The organism is Nocardia sp. NPDC051787 (assembly GCF_040681325.1).
Classification (GTDB): Bacteria; Actinomycetota; Actinomycetes; order Mycobacteriales; family Mycobacteriaceae; genus Nocardia.
In genome coordinates this window covers 1-22,338 of record NZ_JBFAYO010000046.1, presented here as the reverse complement: position 1 = coordinate 22,338, position 22,338 = coordinate 1, and the positions used below count along the sequence as shown (strand labels likewise).

Here is a 22,338-nt window from a genome sequence, read left to right as displayed (position 1 = left end):
CCACCCGATGGTGCACGCGGAAACGCGAGCTCCACAGCACCTCGCGAACTTTCACCTCGCCGCCGGGACCGCGGGTGTCCAGGATGGACTGGATGTCCTCGGTGGTCGAGTGTTCGGGCGCCGTTTCCAGGGTGGCGACCACGCGGTAGCGGTTCGGTTCGTCCGCGTCCGGCAACGGCGCGACCACGGTGACACCCTCGGGTGAAAGGTGCAGGGCTACTTCGTCGCGTGCGACGGGCCAGTCCATCCGCACGTCGGCGAGCACGAGGGATTCCGGGTACGTCGCGCCGGTGAAGCCGATGCCCGCCTGCTCGCGGACCACGCTGTGCATGCCGTCTGCCCCGATGACGTAGTCGGCGCTGATGCTGCCCGCAACTCCTGCGGCGTCGGTGTATTCGACCGTCACGCCATCGGTTTCGCCGATCACCTTGCTGACCTGGTACGGCCGGTGCACGTCGCCGCCCGCCTTGCCCAGCCGGTTCAGCAGCACCGCTTCGGTGGTGTCCTGCGGGGTCATCAAGGTGTACGGGTAGAGCGTCGGAAGACCGCCGAACAGGATCGTGGCGAGGGTGCGCTTGCCGTCGCGAACCGTGAAGCACAGCACGACGGTACCCGTCGCCACCAGTTCGTCGGCGATGGCGAGCTGCTCGAGCACTTCCAGTGTCCTGGCGTGCACGACGGCGGCGCGCGAGGTGTTCGCGCCTTCGGCGAGCCGGTCCAGCAGCACGAAATCCACCCCGGCGTCGGCCAGCGTGATGGCGGCGGTAAGCCCGGCCGGTCCGGCGTCGACGATCACGACGGAGGTGGTCGCAGGCAGCGGGTTCGGGGTGGTGTTCATCGGAACTCCTTAGGTCAACGCTTGTAGGCCAACGATTGTTGACATAAACGTAGTGGCCCGAATCCAGGAAGTCAACAGTTGTTGGCCTACGCTTGTTGGCATGACCGTCGACACCGACCGCGCCGCCGTCCGTCGCTCGGACGCGACGCGCGCCGCGATCCTTGCGGCCGCCCGCGCCCGCTTCGCCGCTGAGGGTTTCCGCAAAGCGACCATCCGCGCCATCGCCGCCGACGCGGCCATCGACCCGTCCATGGTCATGCGGTATTTCGGCAGCAAAGACGGCCTGTTCGCGGCCGCGGTCGACATCGACCTCGATCTGCCGGATCTCAGCTCCGCCGAGCCGGACGCCCTGGGCGAATTGCTGGTTCGCCGATTCTTCGCGATCTGGAGAAACAGCCGAACCAGGAGGTCCTGCTGACCTTGCTCCGCTCGTCCATCACCGACGACGCGGTCGGCGAACGCTTCCGCGCGATCTTCGCCCAGCAGGTGCTGCCCGCCGTCCTACGCTTCGGCGATCCCGCCGACGCGCCGCGCCGGGGCGGTCTCATCGTCACGCAGATGCTCGGTCTCGCGCTGTGCCGCTATGTGCTGCGCCTACCGCCGGTCGTCGCGCTGACCCGCGAGCAGATCATCGCGGATGTCGCGCAAACCCTCCAGCGCTACTTGACATCGGCTCCGGCCGACTGAAATCCGAACGGTGTTGAGCAGGTCCGGGCGGCATCATTGAGTGATGGTTGATCTGAACGTTCGTTTTCGGAGGAGCCGGTTGCCCCGCGCGCACGTCGAGCTGGAAGCCCAGAGCATGTTCGATGAGGCAGCCGATCACGTTTTGCAAGTCAGTGAGGAGTTGAACCTGAGGCTGGCCTGATGAATCCTGCCGAGTCAGGGAGTGGGTGCGATCAGCTCGACGGTTGGGAAGTAACCGCGGTATCGCGCGACGTCGCGGGTCAGTAATCGGTAGCCCGCCATCGCGGCATGTGCTCCGATGTAGAAGTCGGGCATCGGGGAGCGCTTCTCACCGCTGTTGCGCCGATAGCGCTGAAACGCCTTGCCGGCAAGGAAGCCCGCCCGAAACGGCAGCGCTTCGCGCTCGAACTCGTCGGAGGGCAGCAGATAATCCAGTTCTTCGACTGCGTCGTACCCGACCGAGACCTCGGCGTAAATGATCGGATTGATGACGACCCGACCCGAATCCAGTGCTTCGGTGATTCGCTGCGCCGACCATTCCGCCCAGCGCTTGTCATTGGTCATCACGTCGAGCAAGACGCAGGAGTCGATCAGAACGGCAGGTCCACCGATTGGCGTCAGGCTACTCGCCACGAAGCAGGTCCATGATTTGGTCGGTGCTCATGCCGTCGATGTCCCTGCTGTCCGCCGTACCGCGCAGTCGCCGGACGAGACGTTGGCCTCGGGTCGAGGCGCCTTCGGCTCGCACGATCCGCAACGCGCCATCGACTTCGATGATCTCCACGTCGTCGCCCTCGTGGAGATTGTGCTTGGCGCGAAGGTGGGCAGGAATCGTCACCTGGCCCTTGCTGTTCAGCAGCACCACAACCTCCTTAGTGCGCGGTGTTCGTAATAACTGTAATACGTAATACGCGTCGCGCGCAGCAAGAGATTCGGCGGGCTGGACACAGTAGTCGGCCCGCTATGGCGGCGGGCCGACTCGGTGATGTCCCGGTCAGGCCGGGGTGCCCGCCAGCAGCGCGCCGAGCGCGCGCAGGTGGTCGGTGCCCGTGCCGAGGGTGAACTCGTGGTGTTTGGCGGCGGTGAAGTAGTTGTGCACGATGTGGTCGCGGTCGATGCCGACGCCGCCGTGCACGTGGACGACAGTGTGCGCGACGCGGTGGCCCGCGTCGGCGGCCCAGAACTTGGCGGTGTGCACCGCCTCCGCCGCGGGCAGGTCCTCCGACAGCAGCCACGCGGCCTGGGTCGTCGCCAGGCGCAGGCCTTGGACGTCGATGTACGCGTCGGCGAGCCGCTGGGCGACGGCTTGGAAACTGCCGACCGCCTTGCCGAACTGCTCTCGCTCCCTGGCGTATTCGGCGACCAGCTCGAGCGCTCGTTCCAGGGTTCCCAGCTGCAGGGCGCTCAGTCCCAGCCAGGCGCGGGTGAGAATCCAGTCGAGGATCTCCGAGCCGCCCGCGACGGTACCGACCAATTCACCCGGGGTATCGGTGAGTTCGACCGCGAATTCCGGGCTGCGATCGACGACCTGCTGCGCCGTCACCGTCGCGGCCGCCGGATCGACCAGGAAGATCGCGGGAGTGCCGGATACCGTGGTGACGGGTACCAGGATTCGCTCGGCGCGGTTCGCGTAAGGCACGGTGGTTTTGGCGCCGGTCAGCCGCCACCCTGCGCCGGTCTCGACCGCGGTGGTGGTCGGCGCGGTGGGTTCCCAGTTGCGCTCCTCGGCCAGAGCCACGGTGAGGATGATCCGACCCGCGCCGGCCTGGGCGGCCAGATCCTGTTGCGCCGCATCGCCGAAGCGGGCCAGCGCGCCAGCGCCGAGGACGACCGACCACAGATATGGCACGGCCGCGACATGCTTGCCCAGCTCGCGCAGGATGGCGGTCTGCTCGAGCGAGCCCAGGTCACTGCCGCCGACCGACTCGGGCAGGGCCGCCGCGAGCACGCCGGTCTCGGCGAGCGAACTCCACAGCGGCTGGTCGAATCGCTCGTCCGCGGTATCGAGTTCGCGCAACCGGTCGGCGGTGACCAGCTTGCCGCACACCTCGCCGGTGAGCCGGGCGAGATCCAGTTGGGCTTCGGTGGGAGTGAAATCCATGGTGGTCTACTCGCTTTCGATCAGCGCGCCGCGGCAGGCTGCTTGAGGGCGGTCATGGCGATGATGTCGCGCTGCACCTCGTTGGTGCCGCCGCCGAAGGTCAGGATGAGCGCGGCGCGGTGCATCCGCTCCAGTCGTCCGCGCAGTTCGGCGCCGGGCGAGTCCTGGCGCAGGTACGCCTGCGGACCGAGCACCTCCATGAGCAGCCGGTAGGCCTCGGTGGCCAGCTCGGTGCCGTACACCTTGCAAGCCGAGGCATCCCACGGCCGCGGCGCCGCGTCACCGCCCGCGTCGGCCCGGCTGGCGATCTCCCAGTTCAGCAGCTTGAGGTAGTCGACCTTGGCGTGCACCTTGGCCAGGTTGAGCTGCACCCACTCCCGGTCGATCACCCGGGAGCCGTCGCCGGCCTTGGTATTGCTCGCCCACTCGACGGTCTGGCGCAGAGCAAGCGCCAGTGGCCCGGCGGAAGTGAGCGCCACGCGTTCGTGGTTGAGCTGGTTGGTGATCAGCGCCCAGCCACCGTTCTCCTGACCGACCAGAGCGCTCGTGGGTACCCGGACGTCCTGGTAGTACGTCGCGCTGGTGTCCGGGCCCGCCATGGTGTGCACCGGCGTCCACGAGAAGCCCTCGGCGGTGGTCGGCACGATGAGCATGCTGATGCCCTTGTGCTTCTTGGCCGCGGGGTCGGTGCGCACGGCCAGCCAGATGTAGTCGGCGTAGGCGATCAGACTGGTCCACATCTTCTGGCCGTTGATCACGTACTCGTCGCCGTCGCGGACCGCGGTGGTACGCAGACTGGCCAGGTCGGTGCCCGCGCCCGGCTCGGAGTAGCCGATGGAGAAGTGCAGTTCCCCGGCCGCGATCTTGGGCAGGAAGAACTTCTTCTGCTCCTCGCTGCCGTAGTGCATGATCGTCGGCGCGACCGAGTTGATGGTCAGGAACGGCACCGGCGCGCCCGCGATCGCGGCCTCGTCGGTGAAGATGAGCTGGTCCATGGTCGGGCGGTCCTGGCCGCCGTACTCTTTGGGCCAGCCCAGCGCCAGCCACCCGTCGTGGCCCATCTGCTGGACGACCTCGCGATAGACGTTGCCCTGCCCGTACTCACCGGTCTGCGCGCTGAGCGCCGCCCTGCGCTCCGGGGTGATGAGCCGCGCGAAGTAGTCGCGCAGCTCCGCGCGCAGCTGCTCCTGGTGCGGCGTGTACGCAATGCGCATGGCAATACCTCTTGGGGGATGGTCAGCCGACGGAGCTTGCGGAGTCGGCGGGGTGGGTAGGACCGAGCGAACCTTCGTTGGATCGGGTTCTCCCGATCATTGCATATGTACTGAAACATGTTCCAGTATTGATACGGAATCCCCCGATGGCGCCCCGTCGAGGCCGATTGGCTTGTTAGGCTTCGGCCGGAGCGGTGGTAAAGGAGTCGCTATGAAGATCACGGTCGATCTGGACCAATGCGAAGCGAATGGAATCTGCGTCGGAATCGCCCCCGACGTGTTCGAACTCGATGACGAGGACGTGCTGCACATCGCGAATGCCGAGGTGCCCGCCGATCGGCTCGCCGATGTCGAGGACGCCGTCGCGCAGTGCCCCAAGGCCGCGCTGCGGCTGCGGTGAACGACCCTTGCCGTAAGTTGGAACACGTTCTAGAGTCGGCCGCGTGAGCAATGATCTGAGCCTTGCGGGCCGAGTGGCGATCGTGACCGGCGGCGGCGCCGGACTTGGGCGGGCCGAAGCGCTCGCGCTGGCCGGGGCGGGCGCCTCGGTGGTGGTCAACGATCTCATGGAGTCGGACGCGGTCGCGGACACGCTCGCCGAGATCCGCGGCCTCGGCGCCAAAGCGGAGTTCGTCGCGGGCAGCATCGCCGAGCGGGCCACCGCCGACGCGCTGATCCGTACCGCCGAGGAATCCTTCGGGTCGGTCGACATCGTCGTCAACAACGCGGGTATCACCCGCGACCGCATGCTGTTCAACATGTCCGACGAGGACTTCGACGCGGTGGTCGCGGTGCATCTGCGCGGCCATTTCCTGTTGTCCCGCAACGCCGCCGCCTACTGGCGCGGCAAATCCAAGCAGGCGGGCGCCCCGGTCTACGGCAGGCTGGTCAACACCTCCTCGGAGGCGGGCTTGCTCGGCCCGGAGGGGCAGGCCAACTACGGCGCCGCGAAGGCGGGCATCACCGCCCTGACCCTGTCGGCCGCGCGGGCGCTGTCACGCTATGGCGTGCGCGCCAACGCGATCGCGCCGCGGGCGCGAACCGCCATGACCGAGGCGGTGTTCAGTCCCGCGCCGGAGGGGGATGTCGATCCGCTGTCGCCCGATCATGTGGCCCGGCTGGTCGCCTACCTCGCCTCGCCCGCCGCGGATGCGGTCAATGGGCAGTTGTTCGTCGTCTACGGGGGGATGGTGGCGCTCATGGCGGCGCCGGTCGTCGAACGCCGGTTCGACGCGACCGGTGGGCAGTGGTCGGACCGGGACCTGGCCGACACGCTGGGGGACTACTTCGCCGATCGCCCGTCCGGGCGGACCTTCTCGGCATCGGCGCTGATCGAGCTGGGATAACCGGCGGCGGCTTGCCGCGAGTGCGCTACTGATCAACTGTCCAGCTGTTGATCGGGCGATCGGCGCTTGGTAGACATAGGGACGGGTTATGTCACACCTCACAAAGGTGGGATCATTCCCGGATGAAACCGGTGTCAAATTAATATGCCGATCTTTCGAGAAAATGCACTTCAAAAGTGTGAAAAATGCTTCCGGCAACACGGTGAACATGTTCTAATCGTTCCGGCGGTGCGGCCACGGTGGAGATTCGCGCCGTGCTTCGTGTACGTCGGTTGAGCAAGGAGGATCGCGGATGAACGAGGTCCTTGCCGTGCCGTTGCGGGCCGTCGGTGGATTCTTCGAACTCACCGCGGATGTCGCACGTTCCAGTGTGCGCCGGCCCTTTCAATGGCGTGAGTTCATCGACCAGTCCTGGTTCATCGCGCGAGTATCAATCGTGCCGACATTGCTGGTGGCCATTCCGTTCACCGTTCTGGTGAGCTTCACGCTGAACATCTTGTTGCGCGAGATCGGTGCGGCCGACCTCAGCGGCGCCGGCGCGGCATTCGGCGCCGTCACGCAGGTCGGCCCGATCGTGACCGTGCTCATCGTCGCGGGGGCGGGCGCCACGGCGATCTGCGCCGACCTGGGCGCGCGCACCATTCGCGAGGAAATCGACGCGATGCGGGTATTGGGCATCAATCCGGTGCACCGCCTGGTGGTGCCGCGCGTGCTCGCGTCGATGTTCGTGGCGCTCATGCTCAACAGCCTGGTGTGCACGATCGGCATCGTCGGCGGGTTTCTGTTCTCGGTATATCTGCAGGATGTGAACCCTGGGGCGTTCGTCAATGGGATCACGCTGCTCACCCATCTGCCCGAACTGATCATTTCCGAGGTGAAAGCCGGTTTGTTCGGGCTGATCGCGGGGCTGGTCGCCTGTTATCTGGGGCTGAATGTCAAAGGTGGACCCAAGAGTGTCGGTGATGCGGTGAATCAGACCGTAGTCTTCGCTTTCATGGCCCTGTTCGTCGTGAACGTGGTGGTCACCGCCGTCGGTATCAAGTTCACGGCGCGGTGACGCGATGGCCTTCGTAATCGAATCCCGCTTTCCCCGGACCGTTCGGCGGGTACGCCGGATATCGGACTCGCTCGATTCGGTGGGCAGGCATGCCGTGTTCTACGCACAGGCGCTCGGCTCCATTCCGCGTGCGCTGGTGCACTATCGCACCGAGACGATCCGGCTGATCGCCGAGATCAGCATGGGCACCGGCGCTTTGGCGGTCATCGGCGGCACGGTGGTGATCGTCGGATTCCTCACGCTGTTCGCGGGCGGCACCATCGCGGTGCAGGGCTACAGCTCACTGGGCAATATCGGCGTCGAGGCGCTCACCGGCTTCTTCGCGGCGTTCATCAACGTCCGCATCGCCGCGCCGGTGATCTCCGGCATCGGCCTGGCCGCCACCATCGGGGCCGGTTCCACCGCGCAGCTGGGCGCGATGCGGGTGGCCGAGGAGATCGACGCGCTGGAGTCGATGGCGATCCGGCCTGTGCCGTACCTGGTCGGCACCCGCGTGCTGGCCGGGATGATCGCGATCGTCCCGCTCTACGCGCTCGCGGTGATCGCCTCGTTCCTGGCCAGCCGGTTCGCCACAGTGGTGATCTATGGACAGTCGGCGGGCGTCTACGACCATTACTTCTCGACCTTTCTCATCCCCAGCGACATCCTCTGGTCGTTCGCCCAGGCGATCTTCATGGCGTTGGCGGTCATGTTGATTCACACCTACTACGGCTACAACGCCGCGGGCGGACCGGTCGGCGTCGGTGTCGCGGTAGGCAACGCGGTGCGGGCCTCGCTGGTCGCGGTGGTCACGGTGACCCTGCTGATCTCGCTGGCCATCTACGGCACCTCCGGCAACTTCCATCTCTCCGGATAAGCGACATGGCGGAATCGAAACAAACGGAAAGCAGCCTGGTGCGGGCATTGCGCGGCGGACTCGGCCTGAAACTGGCCGGGGCGGCGATGGTGCTCGCGCTGGTCGCCGTGGTGGCCGTCGCGCTGATCATGTTCGTCGGCGGATTCACTCCCACGGCCACCGTGACGGTGGACGCGCCGCGCAGCGGCCTGGTCCTGGACCCGGACGCCAAGGTGAAGGTGCGCGGTGTGGAGATCGGCCGCGTCGAGTCGGTCGACCACACGGCCGACGGCGCCAGGTTGAAACTGGCCCTCGATCCGGAGTTGCTGAAGCTGGTGCCGTCCAACGCGGACGTCGACATCAGGTCCACCACCGTGTTCGGCGCGAAGTACGTCAATTTCTTGGTCCCCCAGCAGCCTTCGTCCACCTCGCTGCGGCCGGGCGCGACCGTGACGGCGCAGCGGGTGACCGTCGAGTTCAACACGCTGTTCCAGCATCTGGCCGACGTGCTCGCCAAGATCGAGCCGCAGAAGCTGAACGCGACACTGTCCGCGCTGGGCACAGCGTTGCAAGGCCGGGGGCAGAAGCTGGGCGACCTGCTCGCGCAGAGCGACGCCTACCTGCGCGACATCAATCCGTCTCTGCCCACGCTGCAACAGGACCTGGCGAAAACCAGCGACGTCACCAACCTGTACGCGGACACGGTGAACGATCTGCTGCGCACGGTGGACAACGCGATCGTCACCGGCAACACCCTGGTCGAGGAGCAGAACAGTCTCGACAACGTGCTGGTGAACCTCATCGGGCTGGCCGACACCACCGGTTCGGTCCTGCGCGACAACGAGAGCCAGCTCGTCACGGCGCTCGATCTGCTGCGCCCGACCACCGGACTGCTCGACGAGTACGCGCCCGCGCTGTACTGCCTGATCGGCGGACTCGGCAAGGCGCTGCCGATGGGCGAGGCGGTCTTCGGCGGCCTGCAAGAAGGTGTCGCGCTGAACACCGGCTTCATGTACGGCGTCAAGCCCTACACCTACCCGGAGGACCTGCCCAAGGTGAACGCGACCGGCGGCCCGCGCTGCGAAGGGCTGCTGGACCGGGTGCCGGGCAGCCACGCGAACTATGTCGTCACCGATACCTCGGAAGGTCTCGTGTACGCACCGTCGACGACGCTGACGGTGAACCCGCCGAAGATCTTCCAGCTCCTGTTCGCCGGAATGCCGGGGGTGCCGCGTCCGTGAAAAACAACGCGACGACCGCCAAATTGGCCATCTTCACCCTGGTGATGACGCTGGTTTTCGCCGGACTCGCGGTCGTGTTCAGCCAGATGCGCTTCGCGCGGGAGCACGGCTACCACGCCGTGTTCACCAGCTCCTCCGGCATGCTGCCCGGCGCGAAGGTGCGCATCGCCGGTGTGCCGGTCGGGTCGGTGACCTCGGTGAAGGTCGGCAAGGACTATCTGGCGCACGTGGAGTTCGACGTCGACCACAAGTATCGGCTGCTCACCAGCACCCGCGCGGCGATCAAGTACGAGAACCTGGTCGGTGACCGCTATCTCGAGCTGTCGGAGGGACCCGGTTCGAATCGGGTGCTGCAGCCGGGCGGCACCATCGACAAGGAACAGACCGCGCCGGCACTGGATCTGGACATGCTGCTCGGCGGGTTCCGGCCGCTGCTGCGCGGCTTGGACCCCGGGCAGGTGAACGACCTGACCAACGCGCTGTTGCAAATCTTCCAGGGCCAAGGCGGCACGCTGGTGGCGCTGCTCAACAGCGGCGGCTCGTTCGCCAAGACGCTGGCGGATCGGGACGCGCTGATCGGCAGCGTGATCGACAACCTGAACACCGTGTTGCGGACCATCGATGAGCGCGGCGACCAATTCGCCACGACCATCGCCGAATTGCAACGGTTGATCAGCGGATTGGCCGCCGACCGTGACCAGATCGGCGACGCCATCCCGCGCATCGCGGGCGCCACCGGAGACCTCACCGACCTGCTCGCCCAAGCCCGCCCCGACCTACAGGGCACCATCGAGCAGACCGGACGACTGGCCACCAACCTCGACGCCGGGTCCGACACCGTGCAGTGGGTGCTGGAACGGCTGCCGTCGACCTATCGCCAGCTGATCCGGATCGGTTCGTACGGCTCCTTCCTCCAGCTCTACGTCTGTCAGACGAACTTCCTGGTGGACGGCCCGAACGGACAGACGATGAAGATCAACATGCCAGCGGCGCAGACGACCGGAAGGTGTGCGGACGAGCGATGAACGACCAGCGATCACCCGCCATCACCATCGGCATCGTCGGCCTCGTGCTCGCGGTGGCGGTGGCGCTGTCGGCATTGCAATTCGACCGGCTTCCGTTCATCCGCTCCGGCGCCACGTTCACCGCCTACTTCGCCGACGCGGGCGGCCTGGTGCCCGGGGACCCGGTCCAGGTCGCGGGCGTACGGTCCGGACGGGTCGAAGACGTCAGCCTGGACGGCGCGAAGGTGCTCGTCCGGTTCACCCTGGCGGAGTCGATCGTGCTGGGTGAGAAGACCTCGGCGGCGATCAAGACCAATACGGTGCTCGGGCGCAAGTCGCTGGAGGTGACACCGTCCGGCCCGGGCGCGTTGCGCCGCGACGACACCATTCCGCTGGACCGCACCACCTCGCCGTATTCGCTCAACGAGGCGCTCGGCGATCTGGCGGGCACGGTGCACGGCTTGGACATGGACCAGGTCGATCAGACCCTCGACGCGCTCTCGGCGACGTTCGCCGACACACCCGCTCCACTGCGCTCGGCACTCGACGGCGTCACCGCGCTCTCGCGCAGCATCAACGCGCGCGACCAGGCGTTGTCGGATCTGCTGCGGCGTGCGCAGAACGTGACGAAGATCCTCGCCGACCGGGGCAACCAGATCAACGCGCTGCTGCTGGACGGCAACGAGTTGCTCGGCGAGCTGGACCGGCGGCGCACGGCGCTGGGCCAGTTGATCGTGTACGTCAACGGACTCGCCCAGCAGCTGTCCGGCCTGGTCGCCGACAACGAGGCACAGCTGAAACCGGCACTGGACAAGCTGAATTCGGTGCTGGCGCTGTTGCAGCGGAACAAGCAGAACATCGCCGACGCGCTGGAGGGGCTCGGCCCGTTCGCCGCCGCGCTCGGCGAGCAGGTCGGCAGCGGCCCGTATTTCCAGGCGTATGTGATCAACGCAGCGAGCAAGACGCTCCAGCCGCTGGTGGACGCGCTGGTGTGGCCGCAGCACCTGCCGAACGATCTGCAGAGCTACCTCACGCCGTTCCCGTCGATCGAACCCGCGATACAGGAGCCGCCGCGATGAGCCCGTCCATCCGCTACCCGTCTGGAGCCGTCGAAAGATCGGCCCCGACGACGAGGGAGTCGCGTCCGGGGGGATGTGCATGCTGAGCGTCGTACGGAAACCGCCCCGCTGGGCGCTGGTGGTGGCCGGTGTGCTGGCCGCCGTGCTGGTGGTCGCCGTCGCGTGGAACGGCATAGCACGCATCGGAACTACCAAGGTCACCGCCTATTTCCCGTCCACATCGGGCTTGTACGCGGGCGACGACGTGCGGGTGCTCGGCGTGCAGGTGGGCCGGATCGATGCGATCGAGCCCGGCGCCGACCGGGTGAAGGTGACGATGACGCTCGACCGCGGTGTCGACGTCCCCGCCGACCCACGGGCGGTGATCATCTCGCCCTCGCTGGTCTCCGCGCGGTTCATCCAGCTCGCGCCCGCATACACCGGCGGCCCGAAGCTGGCCGACGGCGGCGTGATCCCCATCGAGCACACCGCGGTGCCGGTCGAGTGGGACGACATCAAGGCGGAGTTGTCCAAGCTTGCCACCGCGCTCGGCCCGGTCGGCGACGACAAGCAGGGCTCGTTCGGCCGCTTCGTCGACACCGCCGCCGACAACCTCGACGGCAACGGCCAGCGGTTCCGCGACACACTGCGGGAGCTGTCGGCGACCTTGAGCACGCTGTCGGACGGTCGCACCGACCTGTTCGGCACCGTGCGCAACCTGCAGAAGTTCGTCGAGGTGCTCGCGGCGAGCAACGAGCAGATCGTGCAGTTCGGCGGACGGCTCGCGTCGGTGTCCTCGGTGCTGGCCGGCGTCTCGGCGGATCTCGGCGCCGGGCTGGACAACCTCGACGCCGCGGTGGCCGACGTGCGCCGGTTCCTGGACAACAGCGGCGCCGAACTCACCGAGGGCGTGCAGCGGCTGGCCGACGCCACCCAGGTGCTCGCCGACAAGCGGCCGGAGCTGGAGCGGGTGCTGCATTCCGGTCCGACCGCGCTGGTGAACTTCTACCAGATCTATAAACCGGCTCAGGGCACCCTGACCGGCGCCATCGCCCTGAACAACCCCGCCGACCCGCTCGGTTTCCTGTGCGGCTCGGTCCGCGCGCTGGAGACCAACGACTCCGATCGCAGCGCCGACCTGTGCGCCCAGTACCTGGCGCCGGTGATCAAGAGCTTGAGCATGAACTACGTGCCGATCATGTCGAACGCGGCCAGCGGCGTGACCGCGTTCCCAGAGCAGCTGGTGTACACCGACCCCAGCCTGGCCGATCGGGTGGCGAGCCAGACCCCGGCGCGGCCGCAACCCGCGCCGGTGAGCGTGCCGGATGGCATTGCGGGGCTGGCCATTCCGGGTATTCCAGGAGGAGTGCGATGATGCCGACGCGCCGAATGCGCCGCACCGCCGTCGTCGCGGTGGGGCTGGCGGTGGCGCTCGGCCTCTCTGGTTGTCAATGGGACGGGCTGAACTCGTTGCCGATGCCCGGCACCGAGGGCACCGGGCCGGGCTCCTACCAGGTGCGCATCCAGATGCCGAATGTCACCACGCTGACCAGGAATTCGCCGGTGCGGGTGCACGATGTGACGGTCGGCACGGTCTCGAAGATCGAGGTCGAGGACTGGCACGCGCTGGTCACCGTCACGCTGAATCCCGACGTGCGGCTCCCGGCGAACGCGGTCGCCAAGATCGGGCAGACCAGTCTGCTCGGATCCAATCATCTCGAGCTGTCCGCGCCCACCGGCCAGACTCCGGAAGGCCAGCTGAAGGCGGGCGATGTCATCCCGCTGGCGCGGGCCGGGACCTACCCGACCACCGAGCAGGTGCTGTCCTCGCTGTCGGTGGTGCTCAACGGCGGCGGCGTCGCGCAGCTGGAAACCATTACCCGGGAACTGAATTCCGCGCTCACCGGGCGGGAGGACGCGATCCGGGACCTGCTGCCGCAGCTGAACGAGCTGACCACGAACCTGGACCGCCAGACCGGTGACATCGTCGCCGCGATGAGCGGCCTGGACCGCTTCGGCGGACAGCTGGCCCAGCAGCGCGACCTGGTGGCGGCCGCCATCGAACAGATCCATCCGGCGTTGACCGTGCTGGCCGACCGCCGGGCGAACATCACCAGGGCGCTCACCGCGCTCGGCGAATTGAGCGACGTCACGCAGCGGATCATCGACGCCAGCGGCAACGACCTGAAGGCCAACCTGCACAGCCTCGTCCCGGTGCTGCGGTCACTTTCCGACACGGGCAGCAACCTCACCGAGGCGCTGAAGATCCTGGCCACCTTCCCGTTCCCGATGAAGAACCTCGACCACGCCATCAAGGGTGACTACCTGAATCTGTTCATGACGGTGGATATGACCGGGCGGCGGCTGGATTCGAACTTCCTCACCGGCACCCCGCTGGGCGGGCGCTTCGGCGGGGTGGAAGGGGCGCTGGGCAGCTTCGCACCGGGCACCGCCGCGCAGAACGGTGACCCGGCCACCGGGCCGCTCCAGGCGCCGCCGCCGGCGAACCAGCCCGCTCCGACCATCCCCGGTCTGCCGCCGATACCGGGCCTGCCCGCAATCCCAGGGTTGACCGTGCCCTTGCCGGGCGACACCGCACCGCAAGGGGGTCCGGGACAGTGAAACTCACTCCGTTCGTCCGTACCCAGCTGATCATCTTCTCCGTGCTCACGGTGATCGGCTTGATGGTCATGGGCGGGACATACGTGAAGTTGCCCGCGATGTTCGGCATCGGACGCTACGAGGTCACGGTGCAGCTGACCGCCACGGGTGGCCTCTACCCCACGGCCAACGTCGCCTATCGCGGCACGAATGTCGGTGTGGTGAAGGAAGTCCGGCTGACGCCCGTAGGCGTGGACGCGAAACTGTCCATCGGCAGTGACTACAAGATTCCGGCTGACGTCGACGCGTGGGTGCGCAGCGTGTCCGCGGTCGGCGAGCAGTACGTCGACCTGGTGCCGCCCGAGCGCCGCACGGGCGGAAACCTGCGCGACGGCAGTGTGATCCCGGTGGAGCGCACCAAGCTGCCGCAGGACGTCGGTGCACTGCTCGATCAGGCCGACCGGTTGCTGTCCAGCGTCGCGGACACCCGGCTGCGGCAGGTCATCGACGAGGCGTTCCTCGCGTTCAACGGCGCGGGCCCGGACCTACAGCGGTTCATCGATTCCGCGGCCCTGCTGGTGCAGGAAGCGCAGGCCAACGCCGAACCGACGAAACAGCTCATCGATCAGATCGGGCCGCTGCTGGATACCCAGATCCGCTCGGATGCCGCGATCCGTTCCTGGACCGCCGATCTGGCGACGGTGACCGATCAACTGCGCGGCCACGACCCCGCGCTGCGCGGCGTGCTGAACAAGGGACCGGCCGCGATGCAGCGGGTCAGCGCGCTGTTCAACGATCTGCGTCCGACACTGCCGCTGCTGCTGGCGAACCTGGTCAGCGTCGGCCAAGTGGGCGTCACGTATCACGCCGGACTGGAGCAAGTGCTGGTGATCTACCCGCCACTGGTCGCCGCGCTGCTCACCGCGGTCCGCGGCCCGCTCGAATACGGCGCCTTGGTCGACTTCATGTCGTTGGTCAACGACCCGCCCGCGTGCACCACCGGCTTCCTGCCGCCGGACCAGCGCCGTTCGCCGAGCGAGCTGGACACCCCGGACACGCCGCCCGGCCTGTACTGCAAGGTCCCGCAGGATGCGCCCGAAGCGGTGCGCGGTATCCGCAACACCCCGTGCGCCGAGGTGCCCGGTGTGCGCGCCCCCACGCCGGAGCTGTGCCGGAGCGGGTACGTTCCGCTGGGCAACAACCCGCCGTTCGGGCCGCCGCAGCCGGTCGCCCCCGCGGCCGCGCCCACGGACGAACCCGCTGTTGTCGCACCTGCGAGCTACGGCGGCGGTACTCCGGCCGCTGCGCGGGCATACGACCCGGACACCGGTGTGTACATCGGCACCGACGGGCGCACATACCGACAGGGCGATATCGGACCGGGCGGTTCGGGCACGGTACCGTCGAGCTGGCAGGCGATGCTCGAGGAGCAGCAACGATGAGTGAGAGCAACGGAGAAGGTCACCGCACGCGGCGGCGCGCGGTGCGCTCGGCCGGACCCCCGGTCGAGGAGAACGCGACCGCGACGACCGCAGACGCGAAGCCATCGCCCACCGCGGCCCGCGGCGCCGGAGCATCCGGATCGACACGGGATAGCGGGCCGAGTTCCCTGGTCGCCGAGACCACGTCCGCGACCTCAGTGGCGAAGCAAGCCGCCTCGCAGGACACGCCCGAGTCGGTCGCGCCGACCGCCGAGGTCGCCAAGGCGAAAACGGATGCCGAACCGAGTGCGGCCGTGGCGGGCAAGGCGGGGATTGCTGCCGTGAAGGTGGCTGCCGAGCCGGACCCGGCCGACCAAGCAGCGGTCGCCGGGGGAGATGGTGCCGACGCCGACAAGACATCGCTTGCCAAGAAGGCGGAGAACACCGTCGAAGCCGACCGGACCTCGGTCGCCGCTGCGGGAACCGAGGCCGATGAGGACACCGCCGAGGACTCGCCGACCGAGAAGGAGGCCGCACAGACGCGGAATCGCGGCATCGCACGGATTCTGGCGTTGGCCGCCTCAGTGCTGTTGGTGCTCGCACTCCTGTGCGGTGCGACCCTCTCTGTGTTCGCGATGCGCTCGGCACATGAGCGCGACGAACGCCGCGCCGAGTACCTGCATACCGCCAGGCAGGCGATCGTCAACCTCACCACCATCCGCGCCGACTCGGCCAAGCAGGACATCGACCGGATCCTGTCACTGGCCTCCGGCGAGTTCAAAACCGAGTTCGACGGCCGGGTGGACCCGTTTACCAGCATCGTGCAGCAGGCCAAGGTGGTCTCCAGCGGCGAGATCGTCGAGGCCGCGCTGGAGAGCGACGACGACAGCTCGGCGCGTGTGCTGGTCGCCGCCAAGCAGACGCTCACCAACGCGGGCCAGGCCGAGCCGCAGACCAGGTATTACCGGTTCCGGGTCACGGTCACCCGCGGCGACTCCGGTCTGACCGTCTCCGACGTGGAGTTCGTGGCATGAGCATGAACGGAATTCGAGGCAAGATCCTGCTCGTGGTGCTGGGCGTCGTGGTCGCCGCGGCCGCGGTCATCGGCGGTGTCAACGGCTACCGCTACTGGGACGACCGGCAGGCCGAGCAGGCGCGCAAGGACGTGGTCGCCACGGCCGGCCGCACCGTCGAGGCAATGTTCACCTACAGCCCGCAGACCGTGGACACCGACCTGCGGAAGTCGGCCGACAACCTCACCGGCGACTTCCGCGAGGACTACCTGACGCTGATCGACAAGCAGATCGCGCCGGGCGCCAAGGAAAAGCAGCTCACCGTCACCGCGACCACACAGGCGGGCGGCGTCGTCTCCGCCGACCGCTCGCACGCGGTGGTCCTGCTGTTCCTCAACCAGGTCATGACGAGCAAGGACACGCCGCAGGGCACCACCACCGGCAGCCGAGTGCGTGTCACCTTGGCGAAAACCGATTCGCGCTGGTTGGTCGAGGCCGTCACTCCGGTGTGAGCCGCCCGAGAACTAGACCCATGCGTGTAGGCGGCCGACAATCTTGGGCCGCCTATCAGCTCAAATCTTGACGTTGGCCCACTTCGCGAACCGGGTCAGGGCGTCGGTTCCGCGGCGGGCGTGGGCGAGCACGCGGACGGTCTCGTGGACCTGGGGGTGGTTGCGCGTCAGCCCCGGTGCGATCCGGCGTGCCTGGTCGAGACTGGTGAGGGCACGATGCTTGTCCCCGTGTAGCAACCACGCGCGAGACACGTCGATCCAGTGATGCCCGGCGCGGGACGGCGTGACCGATTCCGGTAGCCGAATCTGCTCGGCGCGGGCGACCGCGGTGGTGCCATCGGACAACTCGACCGGCACAGCGACGGAGTGGATCGCGACATTCGGCAGATGGAACCCGGTCCCGTACTCCTGATACTGGTCGGAGCTGATCGCCTCACCGATTCGGTGTGCCTCTCGAAGATGCGCGTCGGCGGTGTCGGCGTCGAGCGCCCGAGCCGAGAGTATCGCCCCCCGCAGGTGCAACGCGCCCCGCACCGCGAGGACTTCCGGTGTGGTGGGCAGCTGCTCGCTGGCGGCGTACGCGCGCTCGACGATCCGCAGCCCCCCGGCGTACGCGCCGGAGTACAGCAGGATCAGCGCGCGATGGTATTCCGCCGCAATCGGCCACGCCGGGGCACCGCTGCGTTCCGCGGCCCACACGCAGCGCTCGGCGGCCAACCCGGCGAGGTCGAGGTAGCCGTACCGGTAGGCGATCGACGACGCACTGTTGTACGCGTACGCGAGCGTCGAATAGATGGCCTCGAGATGATGCCCGGACGATTCGTCGCTCGCGAGCACGTGCAAACCGTGGATCACGTCCGGCAGTTCGGTGATGTGGTCGCCGTACCGGCCCCGGCGCCTGCTCTGCTGAACCCGATGCAGTGCCGCGGTCAGTTCTTCCAAGCTGGTCGGCGCGCTCAGTGGTTCGTCGTTGAACGCCAGAATCTTTCGGCGCAACTCGCGGATGGTGGCATGTGCCCCAGCATCGTCGCGCGCCGGGGTGTAGGGCTGCCCGGTCAGGTCCTCGATGTTCACCCCGAGGGCACCGGCCACCGCCGCGATGAACGCGGGCGAGGCGGGCCGGGCGCCTCGCTCGACCTTGCGCAGCAGCGACATCGACACGTTCGCCTTCTGCGCAAGCTGTAGTTGGGTGAGCCGGGCGAGCTTGCGCGCCCTGGCGGTACGTTCTCCGATCCCGGCATCGTCCATGCCTCCCACGGTGACACACGATGTGCCGCATCGCATGGGTTCACCCAGGACAAGGTATCCGCAGGCCCCGAGGCCGGGTTGACCCCCGAATCCCCGGCGTCGGGTGCTCACCAACCACACCAACGCGCAAGGGGGTATCGGAATGCCCGAAGAACTCGCAGTCGTATTGATCGTCGCAGCCGCCGTCGTCGGGATGCTGCTACTGCTGTTCTGCGTGCTGCCCTGGCTGATCGACCTCGGCAGCCAGCTTGCCGAACTCGAGCACCCTGACGAACTGCCGCAGCGCGTAGGGCCGCACGCCGCGCCGCGCAGACCGTACCTGGTGGATGAAGCCCACTGGGTGACACAGGAACACATCGACTGCGATGCCCGTACCTGCGGTGCCAAGGGCGCGGCTATCGACGTCCTCATCGAAGCCGGGCGCATGCGCCCCGGAAGGAACCTCCGGTGAACGCCGGTGCGAACCATGACGATGACGGACTCCGGATCCGCGAATCCCTCACCGACGGCTCCGTGCAGTTCATCGGACCGGACGGCTTCCCCCGCACTCCCGACGAGCACGCCGAAATCCTCGAGGACGAGGCTATCGACCGCGCCTTTGCACTACTCGACCCGCGAGCCGATGGCGCTGAGTGAGCCACGGGCGAAGGTGCTTGCCGCGCTGGCCGATCGCGCGCTCGCCGTTCGACGGCTCGGCCTGCTCGTCGGCTTGTCGCAGGACGCCACACAGGCCGCCTTGCGGTCGCTGTCCTACTTGGGCTGGGTGCGCTACTTCCCCGGCACCCGGACATGGCGCATCACCAAGTCCGGTCGCCGCGTGATCTCGGACCCGCGCTACCGCGATTTCCTGCCCTGACTCCGGGCGGAGCTGCGTGCATTCGGGGGTGCCTGATCACCAGCGCTACTTGGTGGCGGTAGGGGTCTGAGCAGTGCCAGGCGAGTCCGGATCGCGAGGAAGCCGCACGGTGAACGTCGTTCCTTCGCCGGGCGCGCTGCGCACGCCGACCTCGCCGCCGTGCGCGGTGACCAGCGCCTGCACGATGGACAGGCCGAGTCCGGTGCCCCCGCTGGTGCGGGTGCGGGAGGTGTCGGTGCGGTAGAAGCGTTCGAAGACGCGTTCGGCTTGCTCCGGCGGCAGGCCAGGGCCGGTGTCGGCGACCTCGAGCAGGACGTGATCGGCGGCGGGTGTCAGCCGGACCGTCACCGCGGCGTCGGGCGCGGTGTGCGTGACTGCGTTGTTCAGCAGGTTGCCCAGGACCTGGCGCAACCGCGCCTCGTCGCCGAGTACCTCCAGCGTCCCTTCGCCCGGTTCGACTTTCAGCTCGATGGTGCGCACGGGTCCGTCGGTGTGCCCGGCGGCGACCACCGCGCGCGCGTTGTGCACCGCGTCGCTGGCGATGGCGAGCAAGTCCACCTGCCCCAGCTCCAGCGGGCGTTGGGCGTCCAGCCGCGCGAGCATGAGCAGGTCTTCGACCAGCACGCCCATCCGCTGGGATTCACGCTCGATGCGATCCATGAGCATGCCCGGATCCTCGGTGGCGCCTTGGCGGTACAACTCGGCGAACCCGCGGATGGTGGTCAGCGGGGTGCGCAGTTCGTGACTGGCGTCGGCGACGAATCGGCGCATCCGTTCCTCGGAGCGCCGGGCCGCCTCCTCGGACGCCTCGGTCGCGGTGAACGCGCGCTGGATCTGCGCCAGCATGCTGTTCAGCGACCGGGACAACCGGTCGACCTCGGTGTTGGTGCCCCGCACCGGCACGCGACGGTGCAGGTCGCCGCCTGCGATCGCCGCGGCGATGCTCTCCACCCGGCGCAACGGCCGCAGACTGCGCCGCACCATGAAGTACGCGATCACCGCGAGCGCGGCCAGGACGATCGCCCCGACGATCAGTTGCAGCATGATCAGCCGGTGCACCGTGTCGGTGTTCTGCGTGAGCGGCAGCGCCACCGTGGTCGTGCCCTCCGGGGTGCGCACCGTCAGCGCACGCCACTCGATCGGTCCCTTCACCGAGCCAACGGTGTACGGACCTGATCGCGGTGTCTGCGGCAGATCAGGTTCGCCATCTACACCGAAAGCCTGGATCACGAACATGCGTCCATCGGTTCTCAGCGAGCGCACGTAGAACTGGCTCGGGGTGTGGCGCGGATCGGGTAGCAGCACCGGTGGCGGTACCGGTGGCAGCACCGATGGCGGCAGGGGTCGCCGCGACCACTCCATCGCGCCCTCGCGCAACTGCTGGTCGGTCCGGTCGGTCAGCTGCTGTTCCAAGCCGGAGGTGACCACCATGCCGGAGATGAGCAGCCCGAGACCGGCGGTGAGCACCAGCAGGACCATCAGCGTCACGCGCAGGGGGATCGCGGACAGCAGTTCGGAAGCTTTCGCACGCGCCGTCGCGATCTTGCTCGGGCTCACGTTCCGCTCTTGCGATGAGGCGCGCGCATCACGTAGCCGACGCCGCGCAGCGTATGGATCAGCCGTGTATCGCCCGTGTCGACCTTTTTGCGCAGGTAGGAGACGTACGTCTCCACCACGCCGACTTCGCCGCCGAAGTCGTAACGCCACACGTGATCGAGAATGCGTGGCTTACTCAGCACCGTTCCCGCATTGACCATGAAATACCGCAGCAGTGTGAACTCGGTGGGGGACAGCGCCACTGGTTCGCCCGCTTTCCATACCTCGTGGGTGTCGTCGTCGAGTTCGATGTCCTCGAAGCGGATGCGCGAACTCTCCCGCTGCGGCGCGGCGTGACCCGCGCGGCGCAGGATGACGCGCAACCTCGCCACGACCTCCTCCAGGCTGAACGGTTTGGTGACGTAGTCGTCGGCACCCAGGGTGAGCCCGGCGACCTTGTCCTGCACCTCGTCCCGTGCGGTCAGGAACAGCACGGGTGCGTCGACGCCATCGGCCCGCAGCCTGCGCAGCAGGCCGAAGCCGTCCATACCCGGCATCATCACGTCCACGATGAGCGCTTGGGGGCGGAAGGTGCGCGCCTTGTCCAGCGCCTGGGCGCCATCGGCCGCGGTGTCCACTTCGAAGCCCTGGTAACGCAGGCTCACCGAGAGGAGTTCGACGATCATCGGCTCGTCGTCGACCACCAGCACCCTGGCCTCGGGTTGCTCCACCGGCGCACCACTCATGGCTTCATGGTCCAGCACCGGGCTGCGAAGTTCCTGGATCGAAGCTGGGTGATTGCTGTGAACCGCCGGTCGGCGGAACGCCTGCTCAGCGCGGCTCGCGGGGTTCCGGGTACACGTCGTCGTCGGTCAGCAGCGCGCTGCCCGCGACCTGGTCTTGCGCCAGCGCGTCCAGGAAGGCGCGGGCCCAGCGGTCCACGTCGTGGGCCAGCACCTGGCGGCGCAGCGCGCGCATCCGCCTGCGCTTGACGTCCCGGTCGTCGCCAAGCGCGGCGACGATGGCGTCCTTCACGTCGTCCAGGTCGTGCGGGTTGCACAGATACGCTTGCCGCAGTTCGGCGGCGGCGCCGGTGAATTCGCTCAACACCAGGGCGCCGTTGAGTCCGCTGTGGGAGGCGACGTACTCCTTGGCGACCAGGTTCATGCCGTCGCGCAGCGGCGTCACCAGCATCACGTCCGCGGCCACGAAGAACGCGATCAGCTCGTCGCGCGGAATCGGCCGGTGCAGGTAGTGCACCACCGGATAGCCCACCCTGGCGAACTCGCCGTTGATCCGGCCGACCTGACGCTCGATATCGCCGCGCATCTGGATGTAGCTCTCGACGCGCTCGCGGCTTGGCGTGGCAAGTTGGATCATGACCGTGTCGGCCGGATCGATCCGGCCGTCGATGAGCAGCTCCTCCAGCGCGTTGAGCCGGATGTCGATGCCCTTGGTGTAGTCCAAGCGATCCACGCCGAGCAGGATGTTCTTCGGGTTGCCCAGCTCGGCCCGGATCTTCGCGGCGCGTTCGCGCACCGACCTGCGCCGGGATTGCTCGTCCAGGTCGGCCGAGGCGATCGAGATCGGGAACGCGCCGACGCGTACCGTACGGAATCCGACCTGGACGACGCCGAGCTTGGATCGCACGCCGACCGAGCCGCGCGAGGTGGGGGGGGGGGGGGGCGGGCGGGGCCGGGCGCGGGAGGGGAGGGGGCCGCCGGGGCGGGGGCGGCGGCGCGCCCGAGAGCTGCGGCGACGGCGCGGGCG

At 67.8% G+C, this 22,338-nt stretch carries 25 protein-coding genes and 2 pseudogenes; 18 read left to right on the top strand and 9 right to left on the bottom strand.

What is annotated here, in order from left to right; translation table 11 throughout:
• Positions 1–13: 13 nt before the first annotated feature.
• A pseudogene (locus AB0M45_RS31565) lies at positions 14–838 on the bottom strand (FAD-dependent monooxygenase); the annotation flags it as partial.
• Between the two features lie 100 nt (positions 839–938).
• On the opposite strand from AB0M45_RS31565, the gene AB0M45_RS31560 reads away from it, so the two are divergent.
• From AB0M45_RS31560 to AB0M45_RS31550, 3 genes are read left to right on the top strand one after another with little or no spacing between them, the layout of a single operon-like run.
• Positions 939–1,256, top strand: a complete 318-nt coding sequence (locus AB0M45_RS31560) for a TetR family transcriptional regulator (protein ID WP_364336693.1) — start codon at positions 939–941, stop codon at positions 1,254–1,256.
• 2 nt (positions 1,257–1,258) lie between these two features.
• Entirely contained in the window at positions 1,259–1,525 is a 267-nt protein-coding gene (locus AB0M45_RS31555; protein ID WP_364336691.1) for a hypothetical protein, read from the top strand.
• 43 nt (positions 1,526–1,568) lie between these two features.
• Complete coding sequence (locus AB0M45_RS31550) at positions 1,569–1,706, top strand: hypothetical protein (RefSeq protein ID WP_364336689.1); 138 nt, start codon at positions 1,569–1,571, stop codon at positions 1,704–1,706.
• A 14-nt stretch (positions 1,707–1,720) separates the two neighbouring features.
• Here the strand turns inward: AB0M45_RS31550 and AB0M45_RS31545 are convergent, their stop codons facing one another.
• From AB0M45_RS31545 to AB0M45_RS31530, 4 genes are all read right to left on the bottom strand, one after another.
• Positions 1,721–2,158, bottom strand: a complete 438-nt coding sequence (locus tag AB0M45_RS31545; protein ID WP_364336687.1) for a type II toxin-antitoxin system VapC family toxin — start codon at positions 2,156–2,158, stop codon at positions 1,721–1,723.
• Entirely contained in the window at positions 2,148–2,387 is a 240-nt protein-coding gene (locus AB0M45_RS31540) for an AbrB/MazE/SpoVT family DNA-binding domain-containing protein (protein WP_195131066.1), read from the bottom strand. Before AB0M45_RS31540 ends, AB0M45_RS31545 begins: the two co-directional genes overlap by 11 nt.
• A 132-nt stretch (positions 2,388–2,519) precedes the next feature.
• The gene (locus AB0M45_RS31535; RefSeq protein WP_364336685.1) at positions 2,520–3,626 is read right to left on the bottom strand and encodes an acyl-CoA dehydrogenase family protein; all 1,107 of its coding nucleotides are present in this window, start codon (positions 3,624–3,626) and stop codon (positions 2,520–2,522) included.
• Between the two features lie 20 nt (positions 3,627–3,646).
• The gene (locus AB0M45_RS31530) at positions 3,647–4,840 is read right to left on the bottom strand and encodes an acyl-CoA dehydrogenase family protein (RefSeq protein WP_364336683.1); all 1,194 of its coding nucleotides are present in this window, start codon (positions 4,838–4,840) and stop codon (positions 3,647–3,649) included.
• 211 nt (positions 4,841–5,051) lie between these two features.
• Here AB0M45_RS31530 and AB0M45_RS31525 point away from each other — a divergent pair, with 211 nt between their 5' ends.
• The 12 genes from AB0M45_RS31525 (at position 5,052) to AB0M45_RS31470 (ending at position 16,928) form a co-directional block, all read left to right on the top strand.
• Positions 5,052–5,240 carry a ferredoxin gene (locus AB0M45_RS31525; protein ID WP_364336681.1) on the top strand — a complete coding sequence of 63 codons (189 nt, stop codon included), beginning with the start codon at positions 5,052–5,054 and terminating at the stop codon, positions 5,238–5,240.
• 43 nt (positions 5,241–5,283) lie between these two features.
• Complete coding sequence (locus tag AB0M45_RS31520; RefSeq protein WP_364336679.1) at positions 5,284–6,186, top strand: 3-oxoacyl-ACP reductase; 903 nt, start codon at positions 5,284–5,286, stop codon at positions 6,184–6,186.
• Between the two features lie 292 nt (positions 6,187–6,478).
• A complete protein-coding gene (locus AB0M45_RS31515) occupies positions 6,479–7,243 on the top strand; it encodes an ABC transporter permease (RefSeq protein ID WP_040773462.1) in 765 nt (254 codons plus the stop codon).
• A gap of 4 nt (positions 7,244–7,247) precedes the next feature.
• Positions 7,248–8,099: an ABC transporter permease gene (locus AB0M45_RS31510; protein WP_364336676.1), complete on the top strand. Its 852-nt coding sequence runs from the start codon at positions 7,248–7,250 to the stop codon at positions 8,097–8,099.
• Positions 8,100–8,104: 5 nt separating this feature from the next.
• A complete protein-coding gene (locus AB0M45_RS31505; protein WP_364336674.1) occupies positions 8,105–9,319 on the top strand; it encodes an MCE family protein in 1,215 nt (404 codons plus the stop codon).
• Entirely contained in the window at positions 9,316–10,344 is a 1,029-nt protein-coding gene (locus AB0M45_RS31500; protein WP_364336672.1) for an MCE family protein, read from the top strand. The genes AB0M45_RS31505 and AB0M45_RS31500 overlap by 4 nt, the downstream gene beginning before the upstream one ends.
• Positions 10,341–11,402, top strand: a complete 1,062-nt coding sequence (locus tag AB0M45_RS31495; RefSeq protein WP_364336670.1) for an MCE family protein — start codon at positions 10,341–10,343, stop codon at positions 11,400–11,402. Before AB0M45_RS31500 ends, AB0M45_RS31495 begins: the two co-directional genes overlap by 4 nt.
• A gap of 73 nt (positions 11,403–11,475) precedes the next feature.
• The gene (locus AB0M45_RS31490) at positions 11,476–12,756 is read left to right on the top strand and encodes an MCE family protein (protein ID WP_364336668.1); all 1,281 of its coding nucleotides are present in this window, start codon (positions 11,476–11,478) and stop codon (positions 12,754–12,756) included.
• Positions 12,756–14,003 carry an MCE family protein gene (locus AB0M45_RS31485; protein ID WP_364336666.1) on the top strand — a complete coding sequence of 416 codons (1,248 nt, stop codon included), beginning with the start codon at positions 12,756–12,758 and terminating at the stop codon, positions 14,001–14,003. Before AB0M45_RS31490 ends, AB0M45_RS31485 begins: the two co-directional genes overlap by 1 nt.
• Complete coding sequence (locus tag AB0M45_RS31480; RefSeq protein ID WP_364336664.1) at positions 14,000–15,424, top strand: MlaD family protein; 1,425 nt, start codon at positions 14,000–14,002, stop codon at positions 15,422–15,424. The genes AB0M45_RS31485 and AB0M45_RS31480 overlap by 4 nt, the downstream gene beginning before the upstream one ends.
• Entirely contained in the window at positions 15,421–16,437 is a 1,017-nt protein-coding gene (locus AB0M45_RS31475; protein ID WP_364336662.1) for a hypothetical protein, read from the top strand. Before AB0M45_RS31480 ends, AB0M45_RS31475 begins: the two co-directional genes overlap by 4 nt.
• Complete coding sequence (locus AB0M45_RS31470) at positions 16,434–16,928, top strand: h domain protein (RefSeq protein ID WP_364336661.1); 495 nt, start codon at positions 16,434–16,436, stop codon at positions 16,926–16,928. The genes AB0M45_RS31475 and AB0M45_RS31470 overlap by 4 nt, the downstream gene beginning before the upstream one ends.
• 60 nt (positions 16,929–16,988) lie before the next feature.
• On the opposite strand, the gene AB0M45_RS31465 is transcribed toward AB0M45_RS31470, so the two are convergent.
• Entirely contained in the window at positions 16,989–18,176 is a 1,188-nt protein-coding gene (locus AB0M45_RS31465) for a helix-turn-helix transcriptional regulator (RefSeq protein ID WP_364336659.1), read from the bottom strand.
• A 142-nt stretch (positions 18,177–18,318) separates the two neighbouring features.
• Between AB0M45_RS31465 and AB0M45_RS31460 the strand changes: the two genes are divergently transcribed.
• Genes AB0M45_RS31460 through AB0M45_RS31450 form a run of 3 tightly spaced genes read left to right on the top strand, consistent with a single transcriptional unit; the run spans position 18,319 to position 19,032 of the window.
• Positions 18,319–18,627, top strand: coding sequence for a hypothetical protein (locus tag AB0M45_RS31460; protein WP_364336657.1), 309 nt, complete (start codon positions 18,319–18,321; stop codon positions 18,625–18,627).
• Positions 18,624–18,812 (top strand): hypothetical protein, encoded by a 189-nt coding sequence (locus AB0M45_RS31455; protein ID WP_364336655.1) that lies wholly within the window; start codon positions 18,624–18,626, stop codon positions 18,810–18,812. The genes AB0M45_RS31460 and AB0M45_RS31455 overlap by 4 nt, the downstream gene beginning before the upstream one ends.
• A complete protein-coding gene (locus tag AB0M45_RS31450) occupies positions 18,799–19,032 on the top strand; it encodes a hypothetical protein (protein WP_364336653.1) in 234 nt (77 codons plus the stop codon). The genes AB0M45_RS31455 and AB0M45_RS31450 overlap by 14 nt, the downstream gene beginning before the upstream one ends.
• 45 nt (positions 19,033–19,077) lie before the next feature.
• On the opposite strand, the gene AB0M45_RS31445 is transcribed toward AB0M45_RS31450, so the two are convergent.
• The 3 genes and pseudogenes from AB0M45_RS31445 to AB0M45_RS31435 all read right to left on the bottom strand — a co-directional run.
• On the bottom strand, positions 19,078–20,511 hold the full coding sequence (locus AB0M45_RS31445; protein WP_364336730.1) for a HAMP domain-containing sensor histidine kinase: 1,434 nt from the start codon (positions 20,509–20,511) through the stop codon (positions 19,078–19,080).
• A gap of 74 nt (positions 20,512–20,585) precedes the next feature.
• Positions 20,586–21,314: a response regulator transcription factor gene (locus AB0M45_RS31440; protein ID WP_364336651.1), complete on the bottom strand. Its 729-nt coding sequence runs from the start codon at positions 21,312–21,314 to the stop codon at positions 20,586–20,588.
• A gap of 85 nt (positions 21,315–21,399) precedes the next feature.
• Positions 21,400–22,239 (bottom strand): annotated as a pseudogene (locus tag AB0M45_RS31435) (trehalose-6-phosphate synthase); the annotation flags it as partial.
• Positions 22,240–22,338: the final 99 nt, after the last annotated feature.

Coding starts and splice junctions, on each gene's coding strand:
- AB0M45_RS31560 (WP_364336693.1), top strand. CDS start 939: ATGACCGTCGACACCGACCGCGCCGCCGTCCGTCGCTCGGACGCGACG.
- AB0M45_RS31550 (WP_364336689.1), top strand. CDS start 1,569: ATGGTTGATCTGAACGTTCGTTTTCGGAGGAGCCGGTTGCCCCGCGCG.
- AB0M45_RS31535 (WP_364336685.1), bottom strand. CDS start 3,626: ATGGATTTCACTCCCACCGAAGCCCAACTGGATCTCGCCCGGCTCACC.
- AB0M45_RS31530 (WP_364336683.1), bottom strand. CDS start 4,840: ATGCGCATTGCGTACACGCCGCACCAGGAGCAGCTGCGCGCGGAGCTG.
- AB0M45_RS31525 (WP_364336681.1), top strand. CDS start 5,052: ATGAAGATCACGGTCGATCTGGACCAATGCGAAGCGAATGGAATCTGC.
- AB0M45_RS31515 (WP_040773462.1), top strand. CDS start 6,479: ATGAACGAGGTCCTTGCCGTGCCGTTGCGGGCCGTCGGTGGATTCTTC.
- AB0M45_RS31510 (WP_364336676.1), top strand. CDS start 7,248: ATGGCCTTCGTAATCGAATCCCGCTTTCCCCGGACCGTTCGGCGGGTA.
- AB0M45_RS31505 (WP_364336674.1), top strand. CDS start 8,105: ATGGCGGAATCGAAACAAACGGAAAGCAGCCTGGTGCGGGCATTGCGC.
- AB0M45_RS31495 (WP_364336670.1), top strand. CDS start 10,341: ATGAACGACCAGCGATCACCCGCCATCACCATCGGCATCGTCGGCCTC.
- AB0M45_RS31490 (WP_364336668.1), top strand. CDS start 11,476: ATGTGCATGCTGAGCGTCGTACGGAAACCGCCCCGCTGGGCGCTGGTG.
- AB0M45_RS31485 (WP_364336666.1), top strand. CDS start 12,756: ATGCCGACGCGCCGAATGCGCCGCACCGCCGTCGTCGCGGTGGGGCTG.
- AB0M45_RS31475 (WP_364336662.1), top strand. CDS start 15,421: ATGAGTGAGAGCAACGGAGAAGGTCACCGCACGCGGCGGCGCGCGGTG.
- AB0M45_RS31470 (WP_364336661.1), top strand. CDS start 16,434: ATGAGCATGAACGGAATTCGAGGCAAGATCCTGCTCGTGGTGCTGGGC.
- AB0M45_RS31465 (WP_364336659.1), bottom strand. CDS start 18,176: ATGGACGATGCCGGGATCGGAGAACGTACCGCCAGGGCGCGCAAGCTC.
- AB0M45_RS31460 (WP_364336657.1), top strand. CDS start 18,319: ATGCCCGAAGAACTCGCAGTCGTATTGATCGTCGCAGCCGCCGTCGTC.
- AB0M45_RS31450 (WP_364336653.1), top strand. CDS start 18,799: ATGGCGCTGAGTGAGCCACGGGCGAAGGTGCTTGCCGCGCTGGCCGAT.
- AB0M45_RS31445 (WP_364336730.1), bottom strand. CDS start 20,511: ATGGTCCTGCTGGTGCTCACCGCCGGTCTCGGGCTGCTCATCTCCGGC.
- AB0M45_RS31440 (WP_364336651.1), bottom strand. CDS start 21,314: ATGAGTGGTGCGCCGGTGGAGCAACCCGAGGCCAGGGTGCTGGTGGTC.